Genomic DNA, 16249 nt, shown 5'->3' on the forward strand with positions numbered 1-16249 from the left:
GGCGGGATTCCGATTATTTCGCCAGGTGCTCTGTCAGAAAGGCGGCAACCGTATTGAGGACTTTCGGCTGCTGCTCCCGATGGGGAACATGGCCGCAGTTCTCAAGGATGCACTGGGCCGAGGGCCCTTGAACCCCTTCAGCAATGCGCCGGGGAAATTCCAGGGTACCGAACTCATCGTGGTCGCCATGAAGGGCCAGCACGGGGCAGTGCACCTTCGGCAGGAAAGGTTCCAGGTTCCAGTGGTGGAAGCTGGGGTCCAGCCAGACTTCGGTCCAGGCCTCCAGTACCCAGAGGGCCTTGTCGCCATGATATCGGGCCAGTTTGTCCAGCTGCCCCGGTTTCTGGAACTGGGCTTTGGCGGCCCGGATGCCGTCCAGGGTGTGCTCTTCCACAAAGGCCTGGGAGGCTTCGGTGATCACCAGTTCGCAGTCCCCGGCAAACCGGGTGGCAATGATGATTGCCATGGCGCCGCCTACGCTGTGGCCGAAGAGCAGGAACTTTGTAAAGCCCAGGGCTTCCCGCAGGGCCGGGAAATAAATTTCCGCTTCTTCTTCGATAAAGCGCTGGGAAGGCAGGCCCTGACGCGGGGAAGACTGGCCGAACCCCAGGCGATCGTAGGCAATCACCGGACGTTCGAGCCGGCGTGCCAGCGCTTCCGGGAAATCCCGCCAGAGCTTCACGCTTCCGAGGGAGTCATGAAATAACACCATGGGCGCGCGGTCTTCGGTGCCGGCGGGGGTCCAGGTGCGAACAAACAATTCGCCCCCGGGGACATCAACAAAACGGTCCTGGACGTTCAAGACAAGGTCTCCAGATTCATTCAATTTCTACTCAAACGGAAGGAATGGCCGTAATCAGGCCACCAACTCCCGCAGATCGGCGAGGAAACGGTCCACCTGGGCCTCACTGGTGGACCAGGAACACATCAACCGGGCACAGCCGCCGATGAAGTTGTAAAATCGCCAGCCCCTTGCCCGCAGCGCGGCCTGGACAGGTTCCGGCATCTCCACGAACACCCCGTTCACCTGTCTCGGGTAACGGAGGCTCACCCCCGGCAGGCCGGCCAGGCCCTTTTCCAGCCGCTCGGCGCAGGCGTTGGCGTGGCGGGCATTGGCCAGCCAGACATCGTTCTCCAGCAGCCCGCACCACGGCGCGGAAATATACCGCATTTTGGAGGCCAGTTGCCCGGCCTGCTTGCAGCGCCACTCGAAGTCCTCGGCCAGGTCCCGGTTGAAGAACACCACGGCTTCGCCGAGGGCCAGCCCGTTCTTGGTGCCGGAGAAGCACAGCACATCCACGCCGGCTTTCCAGGTGATCTCGGAAGGGTGCACATCCAGCGCCGCCACGGCATTGGCGAAGCGGGCACCATCCATGTGGATGTTCAACCGGTGGGTGTCTGCCACGGCCCGGATGGCTTTCAGTTCCTCCGGGGTATAGACCGTACCCACTTCCGTGGCCTGGGTCAGGCTCAGGGCCTTGGGCTTGGGGTAGTGGATATCCGTGCGCTTGGTCACAAGATGCTCGATGCTTTCCGGCGTGAGTTTGCCATCCGGCCCCTCGCCAAGCAGCAGCTTGGCACCGTTGGAGGCGTATTCCGGGCCACCGCATTCGTCGGTTTCGATGTGCGCCAGCTCATGGCAGATCACACTGTGAAAGGACTGGCCGATGGAGGCCAGGGCCAGGGAATTGGCGGCGGTGCCGTTGAACACGAAATACACTTCGCAGTCGGTATCGAACAACGTGCGCAGGCCGTCCGCGGCCCGCTGGGTCCAGCTGTCCTCCCCGTAGGCGGGCTCGTCCATCCGATTCGCCTGCTCCATGGCGGCCCAGGCTTGAGGGCAGACACCACTGTAGTTGTCGCTGGCGAACTGTTCGGAATCGGACACGCTGAGCTCTCCTGTCTCGGGGATTGAGGTAACAGATTACCGTTTTTTGATAACTGACATCGAGTTGATGTGTGTCATCCTTCAATTAAGCTTACGGGACTCACCATAGGGACAGCCATTATCACAAAGGAGAAGTCAGCGTGACGGACTCAAAGAAACGGACAGTTCCAGACCCCAGCCTCGACGCACACATTCGTGCCCTGAAAGCCCGAGGGGTTGACGCAACCCCGGATGCCACCGCCACGCACCTGCACAACGGGATCGACACACCCCTCCCACCGGCTGACCTGCACGGTACCTACGTCAACCATCGGCCAATGCCCACCGCGGGCATTGAAGACCGTCGCGCCTACATCATTGGCAGCGGAATTGCCGGAATGGCTGCGGCCTTTTTCCTGATCCGCGACGGCCACATGCCGGCGGAGAATATCGTGTTTCTGGAAGAAGGTCCGATTGAGGGCGGCTCCCTGGACGGAGCAGGCAATGCTGAGGAGGGCTACATCGTCCGGGGTGGCCGGGAAATGGAGATGACCTACCAGAACTTTTGGGATGTGTTCTCCGAAATTCCTGCCCTGGAGCTGCCGGCGCCGTTCACTGTGCTCGACGAGTACCGCCTGATCAACGATCCGGACAAGAACTGGTCAAAGGCCCGCCTGCTGGAAAAGCAGGGGCAGATCGCAGATTTCTCCACCATGGGGTTGAGCCGCAGGCAACAGCTGGAAGTCATCCGCTTGCTGCTGGCCCGAAAGGAGGACCTGGACGACATCACCGTCGAACAGTGGTTCAGCGAGGGCTTCCTGGAATCCAATTTCTGGACCTTCTGGCGCACCATGTTTGCCTTCCAGAACTGGCATTCGGTACTGGAAATGAAGCTCTACATGCATCGTTTCCTGCACCTCATGGACGGGCTCAATGACATGACCTCGCTGGTCTTCCCCCGCTACAACCAGTACGACAGCTTCGTCCGCCCGCTGATGAACTGGCTCAAAGATCAGGGCGTGAAGATCCAGTACGACACCATCGTTTCGAACCTGAAATTCAGTACCAGGGGAGGCCAGCGCACGGTTACCGGGATCGAGTGCGAGACCGAACAGGGTGAGAAAACCATCCGGGTGCGCAAGCGCGACCTGGTGTTCGTCACCACCGGCTCGATGACCGAAGATACCGCCTACGGTGACGATGACACCGCGCCGGTACTGAAGGATGAGAAGGAACCGCGCGATTCTTCAGGCTGGCAGCTGTGGAAGAACCTGGCGAGCCAGTCCGACGTGTTTGGCCGGCCCGACAAGTTCTGTGGCAACGTGCCGCAATCCACCTGGGAATCGGTGACCCTGACCTGCAAGCCGTCACCGCTCATGGACAAGCTCAAGGAGCTGTCCGTCAACGACCCGTATTCCGGGTTCACGGCTACCGGCGGCATTGTCACCTTCACCGACTCATCCTGGCTCATGAGTTTTACCTGCAATCGCCAGCCGCATTTTCCCGATCAGCCGGATGACGTGATCGTGCTTTGGGTATATTCCCTGCTCATGGACAAGCCCGGCGATTGCGTCAAAAAGCCCATGCCGGAATGCACCGGCCGGGAAGTGCTGACGGAACTCTGCTACCACCTGGGCCTGATCGATCAGGTGGAAGAGGTGATCGCCGCCACCAAAACGCGAATCGCCCTGATGCCTTATATCACTTCCCAGTTCATGCCCAGGGCCCAGGGCGACCGGCCCGAGGTGGTTCCGGAAGGCTGTACCAACCTCGCCCTGATGGGGCAGTTTGTGGAAACCCCGAACGATGTGGTCTTCACCCTGGAAAGCTCGGTCCGGACTGCCCGGGTCGGGGTCTACAGTCTGTTGGAGATCCCCAAACAGGTACCGGACATCCACCCCGGCCAGTACGATATCCGCCGCCTGCTGCGTGCCACCCGAACCCTCAATAACGACGAACCGTTCATTGGCGAGGGCTTACTCCGGCGCTTGCTCGGTGGCACCTACTTCCGGCACATCCTGCCACTGGGGCAGGACGAGGACAGCGAGGACGTGGAAAAGCCCGGGCTATTCGAGCAACAGCTGAACGCGGTCCGTGATCTGCTCGGTGGCAGTCATACTCTAAACGAAGCCAGAGACCGTATTCAGGGCGTGGTGGAGAAGATCCGTGGGCGCTTTTGACCAGTCTTCCCGGGTGCGGCCTGATAAAACCTGTTAGTTGAGGTTGGGGCCCGTCGGGAACAGAGAGAACTCGGCATTTCACGGAATACAGTCGACCGCTTTGGCAAGCGGTCGACTGTGGTGTGGGTGGGGTTGCTCAAACGGCTGCGGCGGCCTTGTGGCTGGGGTGATGGGCACTGATGTGCCGGAGAAGCTCCATGGTTTCCTTCGAGGAGATCTTTTTGTCCCCGGTTTTCGCGACAGTTTCAGCGCCAGTGAAAGACACTATGTCTCCCATGCTGACCATACCGCAGAGCTGGTTGTACTGGTTGACCACAGGAAGGCGACGAACTTCATGCGCTTCCATCAGTTGCAGGGCTTTCGCAATGTCTTCTTCCGGTTCGCAGCAGTACAACTCTCGATGGCTGGAGATATCCTCTGCATGAATATCCCACAACGGTTTTGATTGCAGCGCAGCACCCATGGCAATGTCCCGATCGGTGATTATGCCCAGGGGGTGTTCCTGTTCATCTACCAGTGGAATTGCGCCACAATCGTTGTTCCACATCATCATGGCGATGTCTTGCAGGGAAGTGTGCGGCGAGCAGCTCGCCACCTCGGTAACCATTACTTCGTTGACTTTCATTCGAATATCCTCCGTCCTGGGGCTCGCATCTAAATGAATGCCATCAGCAATACGCCCTTGCGACATCGGATCCTGCATACTTCCATGGGGTATCCGTCCTGAAGGCTGCACCGGCTCCATCGCGGGAACGGTGCCAGTCCCAATGTGTGCTCAGATCGGGTGATTGTCGATGACCCAGATCAAAGTGATTGGCCTCCGGATTTTCCGGTAGGTTAAGCTTAGTCTATGACTACCGGGGGTTGGTTCCATGAGTAACGTTTTAAAAGTCGCAGAACAGCAGTGCGATGCCATTGATGCGCCGTGCACTGCCATTGAGAAGATCCTGACACCTCGTGTCGCAGATCTGGGCGGATTCTCGGTACGCCGGCTGTTGCCAACCGCGAAACAGAAAATGGTCGGGCCCTGGATCTTCTTTGATGAAATGGGGCCGGCGGATTTTCCCGCGGGCGAAGGCATCAACGTTCGTCCCCATCCACACATCGGCATCGCCACGGTGACCTACCTCTTTCAAGGCGAGATACTGCACCGGGATTCCGTGGGCAGCTGCCAGCCGATCCGACCCGGTGATATCAACCTGATGGTGGCTGGCCGGGGCATCGCTCATTCAGAAAGGGAACGCCCTGAAGTCACTGCATCGGACCATCGATTGCACGGCCTGCAACTCTGGCTGGCACTGCCGGAGACGCACGAGGAAACCGAACCGGCGTTTCACCACTATCCCAGTGACGATATTCCGGCGATTGATATCAACGGTGTTCCCGTACGGGTGATGATTGGGAGCGCCTATGGAGTGACATCCCCAGTGCGCAGCTTCAGTGAAACCCTCTACCTGGAGGCCACCCTCAAAGCCGGCCAGACTCTGGAGTTGCCCGATGCACCTGAGCGGGCAGTCTATGTGGCGAGCGGGTGCCTCAAGGCGCATGGCTCGGAACTACCAACCCACAGTATGGCCGTGTTTGCGCCGGAGCCTGGCGTTTGTATCACCGCTGCGGAAGACACCCGGATTGCCCTGATTGGCGGTGAGCCCGTGGGCCGGCGCTTTATCGAGTGGAATTTTGTGTCGTCCAGGAAGGAACGTATCGAACAGGCGAAGGAAGACTGGCGGGCAGGGCGGTTTGCGAAGGTTAAGGGAGACGAGGCGGAGTTCATCCCCTACTAGGCTGTAAGCAGATCCGGAAGGAAAGACGCCTCTTGCCAACATCGGCAAGAGGCGCAGCCAGTCGATTACTGGAAGGGGCTCTCCAGTTTTCCCTTGTATTTGTCGAAGGCATCACCATAGACGGTGCCGTTGCGATCGACCAGTTTCTTGATCGCGGCATTCATCATGTCCCAGGCGTCCATGTCGCTGTCGGGGTTATTGCCACCCCCGCCGAACTTCACATGGACATTGATGCCATCGTAGGTCGCTTCTGCAAGCACCTTGAGGAGGTTGATTACATCCCGGGCTGAAGCGTCCAGATCATTCAGGGTGGCCACACTTGGCGCATACTGCAGGTTGTGCTCCAGATAGTAGCGACCGTCCGTGAAAAAGATCTCTGGCCGGTAAAGCGGGTTGTCATAACGCCGCGCGAGATCCAACGCGTAAGTCTTGTAGTACTCTCGCACCTTGTTGGCGAGTATCACCTCAAGATTCCCTCCCGTGTCGTAAAGATCCATGATGGTCAGCGCAATGTTGGCGTCGGTATCGCCACCGTCCGCCTCATCGGTCAGGATTTCCCGGATCCGAATCTTCACATCATGGATGTCATCGTCCTTCCTGCGAATCTGGACTCCGTTGCTGGCTGTCAGAGTCTCGCGCACCGTCACCGAGCGATTCAGGGCCCGCTGATACTCGTTGTTGTCGTTGAACAGGCGACTGTCTGAAGGGCCGATGTAGGAAATCCGATAGCCGGTGCTTTGGAGACCTTCGGCAACCGCCTGGGCGCGTTCTCTCTGGAGTCTCGCATTCTCATCTGCGGGCCCGGTACTGTCCGCCGTGCCCAGGATCTGGATTTCCAGAATCTGGTTACGCTCTTTCAGTGCGGCGGCCCGCCGTTCCAGAAGATTACGGAGCGACTTCAGGTCGTCACGGGTGATCTCGGAGGAAGCCACCGGGAAGTCGTACACAATGTAGGACAACAACTGAACCAGATCCGGATTCGCGGCGCTGGACAGGAGCCTGTCGGTATTGAGACCTCCCACTGTGAAGAAAAACGGCCGGGTCATAGAGCGCTGGCGCTCCGCATCGCTGATCCTGTCCTCTACCGGTTCCATGAGGGGGAAGAAGGACTCGATGGTATCCTTCGACGGGGTGGCAAAGAAGCTGTGATTGAAAATCGCCTCTTCATCCAGAGGGTCCGATTTGGCAATTGGAAAACTGTGCCGGGAGGCGGCTGTTCCGCCGGGTCCGGCAACAGCACCTTCCAGCTCATCGGCCATTGCTCCTGATCCTTGACCAGACCGGGATTGAGCCGCTTTCACGCTGGTAGTCACCTGACCATCGGGCGTTGTCTCCGTCACAGACACATCGCGTTCTCCACCGAAGCGTTCCACCAGATCCTTAGAATTGGTGGACAGTCCGGAGGGCGATCTGCGTCCCATGGCTTCAGCTTGGGCCTGCAGTGCTTTCTCACCATCGGCCCTGGACATCGAGCCCTTGTTGACCGCACGATCAATCGCCGCCCGTTTCTTGTCGAAGTTCTGCCCGGCATCCCGTTCCGATTGCAGCTCTGCCAGCCTGGCCTGGAGCGCATAACCTCCGAACTGCCCGGCCAGGTTGGCGGCAGAATTCAGGGCGCCCATGGCGTTTTTCTGGGTGCCTTCCAGGCCCGCCATGTCTCGGAATGCGCTGTTGCTTCCCAGTGTGCCCAGTATGTCACCAAATCCTTGGGGCGCCGGCGCGGCAGGGGCATTTTGCAGGTTAATGATGGAGTCGGGCATGTCCGTGGGTGTCATGTTCTGGGGCTGGGTTCGGCGAGAGTCAAAGAAGGTGCTTGGGAACTCCGCCAGGGCCGGATCCTCGTCGTTCAGTACCCAGTCGGTTGAGCCGTGATGCTCCTCGCAGGCCTCGCACTGGTCCATGATGGCCTGGGCATAGAGACCGTCGGTGGGCAGGCTGACGCGCATGGGCGTAGAGGGTGCCCCTTCGCCCTTGTAATAGTTGAACGCTTCCTCGTAACTTTCGTGGCCGTTAACGCCAAGGAATGCGCCGGCGGCCACCCGGAACACCAGGGAGTTCCCCAGTATGGCGATGGGCTCGCGTTCCACCACTGAGGCTATGGAACGGCGGTCGCTGGAGGAGATGGCAAAGCCATCGAGCAGCATGTAGAGCTCATCCCGGTCCATCGTCCACCAGAGCACCTTGTGGTAGTAGTGCAGGTTGTCGTTAATGTGGTCGAGAATCTTCTCGTTGGCTTTCTCTGCTTCCCGCCTGGGATTCTGCTTTTCCCAGTTCGACGGATTGAAGGTGAGGGTTGCGCTCTCCGTCGGCGCCGGCCGGGTGGTGTCCTCATCATCCCAGGCCGGCGGAGAGATCAGGTCCTGGGTGCCTGTAGATGCGCGAACACGCCGGTTGTAGTGGTCGGTGTGGAATTCCACAGTGGCGCTGGTTACGTTGGCGACCGAACCTTTCGGCAGGTGTTCGGAGGCCGAGAGCGTTAGCCGGGTCAGCGCTGCGCGGGTGGTGTCGGACAGTGAATCTGTGGGCACGTTGAAATCAACCCGAACGGTCCGGTTGAACTGGTATTCGCCCACCAGTGTGAAATCGGCGCCCTGAAGCTCGCCACTGTCGGTCTCCAGCTTCAGCCTGTCGATCCAGCGACGGGCCATGGACGGTGCAATTTCCCGCTGGAAATAGGCATCGCGCTGGGAGGCACTGTAGTCGCGGATGCGGGCAACGATTTGTCCCACCGGTATTGGTAGAATTCCTGCGTATGCCTGCCACACCCGGGTGGTTACCTTTTCTCCTACGGCACCTTCCTCCTTGAGCTGGTCGTCGATCTCGTCCGACACCACCTCATCCCGAGGCCGCTCAATGCCGAGTTTGATGTAGATAGAACCGGAGAGACTTCGCACCGTCTGGGCGGTTCGTTCGCCGTCGGGAGGTGTGTCAGCACCTTCCCAGTTGTTTGCCACTGCTTCGGCGTATTTCAGGGCCCAGCGCAGCTCGCGTTTCTTTAAGTAGCGTTCGAAGACGTCCCGCCACCGGGCAATTCGATTCTGGGTAAAGGGCCGTATGGAGAAGGGTACGAACAGGCACTCCCGAACCCCGGCCAGCACGGTGTCCACCCGCATATGGCGGAGGATTTCGTGATAGATCACCGTCAGGGAATGGCAATAGTTGGGGTTGCGGACGACTTCCGACACGCCCTCAATCGATTCATCCTGACTGACTTCGTTTACCACAGTGCTTTCAAACTGGCGGAGAGAATCACCGAACTGGCGTACCGCGTCACGCAGGCTCTGTTCCTCGGCTGCGGCGACGCTGCGGCCGCCGTTCTGCCAGCTGCTGGAACTTGCTCGGCCATGAGCTGCACCACCCCCGATCACTACCGGGCCCATGGCAAAGCCGATGCCACCCGCAACCCCCGTGGTTTGAGACTTACTGCCGCCTTTACTCCATTCGTTCAGGTTGGAACGGACGGCATCGTTGTAGTCCCTCTCCCGCAGGGTGGTTTGTGAAACCTCCTCGCCAAATTCGGTGCGCTCAGACCGGATGCTCTGTTCGCGGCGGCGCCAGTCCAGTTTGACGATGCGGCGGGTTTGACGTGGTGCGAGCGTCAAGGTGTGCGCCACGTCGCCAAGGGAGTAGCCGTTCGAACGCCATTGCACCCGCCACTCAAGGATATGGCCGCCGGCAACGGACAGTGCCTGGTACTGGGTGGAGTCACCATCCCAATCAATCGGGTTGTTGGGGCCCACGGGTTGGCGCCGGTTGAGCCAGGGGATCTTGGGCAGTGGCAGGAAATCGATGGCTTTCACGGGCGGCATCAGGAGTGTGTTATCCCGGGGCAGGAACCGGTTCAGGCTGGAGCCCAGGTTCCGTAGGACCGGAAACCCACTGCCGAAAGCCGGGTTGCTGCTCTCATTGTTCGCGACCATGGCACTGCGGATCATCATCGGCTGGTTGGCATCCTTGGGATGCAACAGACCCTTGTAATCCGGTTTGGTGTTGGCGGTGGACTCAATCTCCGGTTGCTCTACCCGGAACACAGTATGGAAACGCCGTTCTCCGAGAATTCGTGCCGGATTGCTGAATGGCTTGCAATAGGAACCGGGGTCGTCGCTGAACAGGTCCGGTTCATTAAGAAGACTTTCTTCATTCACGTTGAGTGGCGGGTGTTTACCGTTTTCCGACTGACTGTGTTTCGACGCGCCTTGGTCGTCGGCACCTTTTTCCTGCCAGGGGAGGAGTATCCGAAGATCACGCTGGGGCGAACGCAGTGTCGGGTCTTCCCGGTATCCGATGATCAGCTCGGGGCCGTTCAGCAACCAGGCCCAGCCAGGTGCTTCGGTTTGTGGATCAAAGTGTCGGTTGATCTGGAAGGAGCCATCGAATTTAAGATCGGCGGCGGTGAGCGAGAACACACCAAGCTGCTCAGCAGTGGTGGCGTCCAGCGGAGACTGGCTGGAGCTTGTACCCAAGGCTCCTTCAGGTGACTGTCCCAGCAAAGCTTTCAGGGCATTCTGTTTGGCGGGGGTGTCAACCAGATCAACACTGAGAGTGTATTGGTCGAAGCGCTGATCTGGCTGGCCAAGGCGAACGAAACGGCCGGAACGCGAGAGCACCGGCTGCTGGTCGGGCTCCAGGCGGGCCAGCGCCTGTTTCAGTGTGGCGGATGGAATTACCAGTTTTACCGGTTCGCCCTCGCTGGCGGGCGTACCGTCAATGGTGCCCAGGTCCGCGACTTCCAGGCCCTGCCGGTTTTCGAGGATGGCGTTGATGGTTTGATCAAGGGCGATGGGCTGGAGGGTAGCTTCGGCCCGGGCGTGCCGGTCCAGCCTTAAAATGTCACTGCCGGGGTGGGATGTGGGTTCCCCGTCGTCGGTTTTGCCTGGAATCTGGTAGGTAATCCGTATCTGAAGCGATTCGGCTTCGGTGCTGTCGACACTGTCCTTGGGTTCGACGGTCAACCGGAGTTGGTCTGGCATGATTGGTCCCTTTCTGTTGCTTGTGCATCCCTGCCATCGCTCCGCGCTGGAGCAGACTCTTCAGACAATACAACCGGGCCCACGCATGACCATGCGTTATGGGGCAAGACAACCTTGTCACATCAGGACTTCACTGCGCCGATTAGCGCGAGGCAATGCCACTGGCATGCTTCCATTTTCCCTGTGCCGGCGAGTGGAGGTGTATGATTTGACTACATTCTTTCGCCGACTGTTTGCAGTGAAAGGATTGCGGCTGAGGCCGGATTTGTAAAGTCTGAACCGCAATTTTGTGCAATAAATCTCCTTTGAATCAGGCCAGACTCAGTGAACCATCACCAAGGAGCACTGATCCAATGAGTCTTTCACTGATTCTGCCCATGTCCGCCTTTGCCCTGGCCGCATCCATATCGCCGGGGCCAGTTAACCTGGTATGCCTGAGCAGCGGAACCCGTTACCCCGTTTCGCGGGGGCTGATCTTCGTAAGCGGTGCCACCATCGGCTTTATCGCACTGTTCATCTCCGTTGGGCTGGGACTTTACTCCCTCCTGACCCTGGTGCCGGCCTTTGAGGCATTTCTGAGGTGGGCGGGTGTGGCATTTCTGCTCTATCTGAGTGTGAAACTGGCCCTCGATAGCGGCCACATGCCCGAGAATGCGGCGGAAAAGGCACCCGGCTTCGGGACCGGGGCGTTGATGCAGTGGCTCAATCCCAAGGCCTGGTTAGCCTCGGCTTCCGGCATCGGCGCCTATACCAGCGCTAATGACTGGCCCCAGGTGCTGTTGTTCGCCTCGGTGTACCTGCCGATTTGCTGGCTCTCCCTGGCGTGCTGGGTCTATGCAGGTGCCTTTCTCCGGAAACAGGTTCAGCGGCCCGTGGTGTTGGCAACGGTAAACCGGGTACTGGCTTTACTGCTCGCGGCGAGCTGCCTGTACCTGGTGATCGGCTGAAGCGCGCCGATACTGGTTTGGCGTTGCTGCCATCAGCCGTTTGAAGGCACGCTGGAAATGCGGTTGGTCGGCGAAGCCCGCGTTCAGGGCTGCCTCGGCAATGGCGGAACCGTTCTTGAGTTCATGGCGCCCCAGTTGCACGCGACGGTTCACCAGATAAGCGTGGGGCGTGAGTCCGAAATGTTGTTTGAACGCCCGGATCAGATGGCCCGGGCTGAACCCGGACAACTCGCAAAGGGTGTCCAGCGAGACGTCATCTGTTGCGTGGTCGTCCAGATAGCGGGCCAGGCCAGCGAGAATCTCTGGCGTCTTTGGTGCTGTTGCGACGGGTTGGCTCGCCAGTTCATGCATCAGGTCTGACAGAAACTCCACAAGCTTCGATTGCTTCTCAAGCAACTCATGCCCCGGTTCCAGCAGGCATTCGGCCAACTGGCAGTAACGTTCAAACCAGGCGGCATCCGATATCACTGCAGTGGAGATGTCCTGCCACCGCGGTTCCGGGAGCAGTCCCGCCCGGAACCGCAGGTCTGTCAGCCACGTCGTATCCACATATAACATCAGATACGCCCACGGCTGATTGTCGATGGGATTGCAGGTATGGACCCACTCGGGGTTCATCAGCACAAGATCCCCCGCCTGGACACGGTAATGATCATCCCGGTACTGAAATTTACTCTTGCCCCCGGTGATGGCGCCCATCGACCACTGGGTGTGAGTGTGCGGGGCATAGCAAACCTCGCGACCGTCGGCGACCTTGCGCAGCTCCACATGGGGCAGGCGGGCGTCTCGCCAGAAGATGGGCTTGCTTTTACTGGTGGCTGTTTTCATCTGAATTGGCGCTCGCAGTCAGCAAGAACACCGGATAGCTCCGATCTTCTTTTTCGATGGCGCTGGCGGACACGACCTCAACTCCGGAGAAGCCTGCCTTTTCAGCAGCACGGGCGATGTCGTCCCGCTCAAAACCGAAATGGAATACGCCGGTGTCTTCACTATGGAAGGTGCCATCTTCCTTGTCCAGATCCGAAATGGCGATAAAACCACCCGGCTTCAGAAGCTCCCGGAAGCGTCGGAACATGGCATCAATATCCCTGACGTGATGCATGGTCATGGAGGAAATGATGCCATCGAACCGTTCATCGATTGACTGCTTTTCAAGATCAATCTCCTTGATCTCCAGCTCGCAGTTCAGTGAAGCCCGCTTTTCGGAGAGCTGGCGGTTCATGGAGGGGGATATATCCACCGCCGTGATTTTCTTCACGTGAGGGGCAATCCGCTCCAGCAAAAGACCGGTTCCGGAGCCGAAATCCATCAGGTGCATGGAGGGTTCAATATGCGCCTTTTCCAGAATGGTGTTGGCGATATTGGTAACGTTATCGACGCGATCGCGATTCTGCTCGTAGGTGTCTGCCTTTTGGGCGAAGTAGTCTTTGCTCATGAATCTGGCCGTTTTTGGTTAAGGAAACTCAACTGATTATGCGGCGTTCGTGACCGAGTTCAAGATGAAATAACGTTATGCTAAAAAAGTCGTAAGAGCATTTCTGTGGATTGGAGAAAGCTGGCCCCTCCATTAATGCGAACAGGCCGGCTCATTCTACATTGTCGCCATCGCCGTCGTTTCCGTCTTAATCGTCATCGTCACTGCCCTTGTTACTGCCATTACCACGGCCATTACCTTTACCACTGCCATCGCTGCTTCCGTCGTCACTGGCATCATTACTGCCATCGTCACCGCCATCGCCACCGCCACCGTCGCCGCTGCTGTCGCCGCCGCTGCCATCACCGCCACCGCTGCCGCCGTCATCGGTGCCTGAAGGTAGGGGAGCCGACGGGATAGCGGCGAGGTTGCCACTGGAGATCAGGTCAACAAACTCACCGTAACTCGCAACATTCGGTAAATTTCTGACAGCCTCAAAAAAGACATCGAGCAGCTTGTCGATCGTGTCGTTTATCTGGAAACTCGAGTGGAAAGGATCGAAATCAGCCGGGACACTGTAGCCTGCCTGTGTAAGGGCCTGAACAAACTCGTTTTTGGCTTGATCCAGGTTGTTGGTCATTGAGGCATAGTCGTCCTGCTGGTACCAGATTTCCGGTGTGCTCGAAGTTGAGAGGGTAATGATCAGATCTGTGAATGGGGTTACGTTGACGGTCCCCGCTGAGCCGGTATAACTGTGCAACACGTCATACTCCGCTCCAGCACTCACCCTCAGGGCACAGGGTAGAGCGGTCGCGGCTACTTGCCCTGTAAAACCGCCTGAGGAATCCGTCTGGACCTCTTCAATGAAACGTCCCCCGTTTTCGCATCGGGCATCAACCGGAGCATTTGCAATCGGGGCGCCCACAGCTGCCCGCCCGGACAAAACCACTACCAGTTGGTCCGTGGCAACTTCGCTCCCACTTGGATCATTGGATGATATTCCGTCGCACCCGCTTATTATTGCTGCCAGAGCCGGGATGCAAGCTCCCTTCGCTACCCAGATCATGACCAAACCCTCTGTCAGCCCTCGACACACCTGCCAAAAGGTGTTTGGAAGCAAGATGAACGCCACGGAACAAGATGTTCACTGAAAACAGACATCGGCAGCGATGGGCGATTTGCGCCTGGAAGATGAAGTGTAAAATAGGCCGACGGATTCTAAGCTCTCGCCAGAACCGGTGCAGCCCGGGGCAGCATCGGGGGGGGTAAGCTAAGGTCTTTATCCTGGGACCGTATCTAACCGGATGTGAAGGTCAGGCGACCTTGTCCTCGGAGCGGCCATGGTCGGGGAGCCAGCCTTCAGTCGCCAGCGCTCCGGCAATGGCCCGGTAGCCTTTGTCACTCGGATGATAGCCGTCGCTGGCCAGCATCGAGGTGTCGGTGATGGTCGGGTAGGTCAGATAGCGGAAATCCCCCGGGGCCCGGTGCGCCAGTTCCTGGTACAGGCGATCCAGCTGCCGCGCCCGCCAACCCATGATATGCCGGAGCGGCGAGGGCAGCGCCGTGAACAGATGCATCGGCGGTACGCTCAGCAGGTAGACCGGCGCCGGGTAGCGTTGGGCGAGCAGGTTACGCAGGTCCGTCAGCTGCTGGCGAAACCGGAACCTCGGGGTGAATCCGGTGGTGTCGTTAACGCCCATGCTGAGTAAAACCACATCGGCTTCCGGCAGGTCGGCATTTGCCAGCTTGCTATTGAGCTCGCCCAGACGAATGCCGTTCACTCCGAAGGTATGCCAGGCGATGGTCTGCCCGGAGCGTTCATACAGCTGCAACGCCAACTGGCTGGCGAGGCCCTGGTCATGGGTGGACACACCCACGCCAGCGGCGGTGGATTCGCCGATAACCAGAACCCGGAACACGGGGGTGCCCTTGCCGTACTGGCCCCCTGGAGAGCCCTTAGCTTCCGGGAGTCGTGGCGTTTCCCGCCGGGCACGTTTGCCCTGGTACAGCAGTACCGGGAAAAGCAGGGCGGTGGTCAGCCAGAAGGGAAGGTGCATGGGTAAACCTCAATCAAGTAGCAAGCGCCTTCTCAACGGCCTGAGCGGCGTGGAGTTCGGTGGTGTCATAGAGAGAGACTGACGTATCTTCCTGCCGGATCAGCAGGCCGATCTCGGTGCAGCCGAGGATGACTGCCTGCGCGCCCCGTTCTGCCAGGGAAGCGACGATCTCCAGGTAAGCCTGCTTTGACGCCTGAATGATCTCGCCCTGGCAAAGCTCCTCATAGATGACCCGGTGAATCAATTCCCGCTCCGGCTCATCCGGAATGATCACCTGTATCCCGGTCTGTTCCAGACGCTCCCGGTAAAACTCCTGCTCCATGGTAAACCGCGTACCCAACAGTCCCACACTGGAAACGCCATCCCGCTTCAGGACCCCGGCCGTTGCATCGGCAATATGAAGCAGGGGAATCCCAATGCTCTTTTCAATCTCCGGTGCTACCTTGTGCATGGTATTGGTGCCAATCACCAGAAAATCCGCTCCGGCCTGTTCAAGAGCGCGGGCAGCCCGGGACAGAATGTTGGCAGTCTCTGCCCATTTGCCCTGGTGCTGGAGCGCCTCGATCTCGGCAAAATCCACGCTGTAGAGAATCAGCTTTGCAGAATGCAGTCCGCCCAGGCGTTCTTTCACGCCCTCATTGAGCAGCCGATAGTAAGTCTGGGTCGATTCCCAGCTCATTCCGCCGAGCAGACCAATGGTTTTCATGCTAGCCCTTCTTAACCAGACTTATCAGATACAACAAAATGACAGCGCCAATGGTGGCCATGATTATTGAGCCCAGCAACCCGCCTGTTGTTATGCCAAACAAACCGAACAAAAAGCCGCCCAATACTGAACCGACAATTCCCACAACAATATTGCCCAGGATGCCAAACCCTCGTCCTTTCACAATGTTGCCGGCAAGCCAGCCGACAAGTGCGCCGATGGCTAAAAATATTATTAAGCTAATGATATCCATGTTGCCTCCAGTGTAAATCCTTGGCGAAAATGTATGTTCCGACAACAAAACTCATAGCACCGGTAGTGACG

Annotated in this window: 13 protein-coding genes; 3 read left to right on the forward strand and 10 right to left on the reverse strand. The window is 58.5% G+C overall.

Annotation, left to right across the window (positions count from 1 at the left end; translation table 11 throughout):
- Positions 1-13 precede the first annotated feature (13 nt).
- Positions 14-802 (reverse strand): alpha/beta fold hydrolase, encoded by a 789-nt coding sequence (locus tag ACQUTG_RS05925; protein WP_428918524.1) that lies wholly within the window; start codon positions 800-802, stop codon positions 14-16.
- Between the two features lie 54 nt (positions 803-856).
- Positions 857-1888, reverse strand: a complete 1032-nt coding sequence (locus ACQUTG_RS05930) for a threonine aldolase family protein (protein WP_428918525.1) — start codon at positions 1886-1888, stop codon at positions 857-859.
- Positions 1889-2028: 140 nt separating this feature from the next.
- Between ACQUTG_RS05930 and ACQUTG_RS05935 the strand changes: the two genes are divergently transcribed.
- Positions 2029-4047: an oleate hydratase gene (locus tag ACQUTG_RS05935; RefSeq protein WP_428918526.1), complete on the forward strand. Its 2019-nt coding sequence runs from the start codon at positions 2029-2031 to the stop codon at positions 4045-4047.
- 136 nt (positions 4048-4183) lie between these two features.
- Here the strand turns inward: ACQUTG_RS05935 and ACQUTG_RS05940 are convergent, their stop codons facing one another.
- Entirely contained in the window at positions 4184-4672 is a 489-nt protein-coding gene (locus ACQUTG_RS05940; protein WP_428918527.1) for a CBS domain-containing protein, read from the reverse strand.
- A 247-nt stretch (positions 4673-4919) separates the two neighbouring features.
- Here ACQUTG_RS05940 and ACQUTG_RS05945 point away from each other — a divergent pair, with 247 nt between their 5' ends.
- Positions 4920-5831 carry a pirin family protein gene (locus ACQUTG_RS05945; RefSeq protein WP_428918528.1) on the forward strand — a complete coding sequence of 304 codons (912 nt, stop codon included), beginning with the start codon at positions 4920-4922 and terminating at the stop codon, positions 5829-5831.
- 65 nt (positions 5832-5896) lie between these two features.
- On the opposite strand, the gene ACQUTG_RS05950 is transcribed toward ACQUTG_RS05945, so the two are convergent.
- The gene (locus tag ACQUTG_RS05950; protein WP_428918529.1) at positions 5897-10801 is read right to left on the reverse strand and encodes an OmpA family protein; all 4905 of its coding nucleotides are present in this window, start codon (positions 10799-10801) and stop codon (positions 5897-5899) included.
- A gap of 353 nt (positions 10802-11154) precedes the next feature.
- On the opposite strand from ACQUTG_RS05950, the gene ACQUTG_RS05955 reads away from it, so the two are divergent.
- Positions 11155-11748, forward strand: a complete 594-nt coding sequence (locus tag ACQUTG_RS05955) for a LysE family translocator (protein WP_428918530.1) — start codon at positions 11155-11157, stop codon at positions 11746-11748.
- Here the strand turns inward: ACQUTG_RS05955 and ACQUTG_RS05960 are convergent.
- The 6 genes from ACQUTG_RS05960 to ACQUTG_RS05985 form a co-directional block, all read right to left on the reverse strand.
- Complete coding sequence (locus tag ACQUTG_RS05960; protein WP_428918531.1) at positions 11707-12576, reverse strand: helix-turn-helix domain-containing protein; 870 nt, start codon at positions 12574-12576, stop codon at positions 11707-11709. The genes ACQUTG_RS05955 and ACQUTG_RS05960 overlap by 42 nt on opposite strands.
- Entirely contained in the window at positions 12557-13183 is a 627-nt protein-coding gene (locus tag ACQUTG_RS05965; protein WP_428918532.1) for a class I SAM-dependent methyltransferase, read from the reverse strand. The genes ACQUTG_RS05960 and ACQUTG_RS05965 overlap by 20 nt, the downstream gene beginning before the upstream one ends.
- Before the next feature lie 187 nt (positions 13184-13370).
- Complete coding sequence (locus tag ACQUTG_RS05970; RefSeq protein WP_428918533.1) at positions 13371-13925, reverse strand: hypothetical protein; 555 nt, start codon at positions 13923-13925, stop codon at positions 13371-13373.
- A gap of 550 nt (positions 13926-14475) precedes the next feature.
- Positions 14476-15219 carry an SGNH/GDSL hydrolase family protein gene (locus tag ACQUTG_RS05975; protein ID WP_428918534.1) on the reverse strand — a complete coding sequence of 248 codons (744 nt, stop codon included), beginning with the start codon at positions 15217-15219 and terminating at the stop codon, positions 14476-14478.
- Positions 15220-15232: 13 nt separating this feature from the next.
- Entirely contained in the window at positions 15233-15925 is a 693-nt protein-coding gene (locus ACQUTG_RS05980; protein ID WP_428918535.1) for an aspartate/glutamate racemase family protein, read from the reverse strand.
- A 1-nt stretch (position 15926) separates the two neighbouring features.
- Positions 15927-16178 carry a GlsB/YeaQ/YmgE family stress response membrane protein gene (locus tag ACQUTG_RS05985; protein WP_343817148.1) on the reverse strand — a complete coding sequence of 84 codons (252 nt, stop codon included), beginning with the start codon at positions 16176-16178 and terminating at the stop codon, positions 15927-15929.
- Positions 16179-16249: the final 71 nt, after the last annotated feature.

The sequence above is a fragment of the Marinobacter sp. DUT-1 genome (assembly GCF_050379415.1).
Classification (GTDB): Bacteria; Pseudomonadota; Gammaproteobacteria; order Pseudomonadales; family Oleiphilaceae; genus Marinobacter.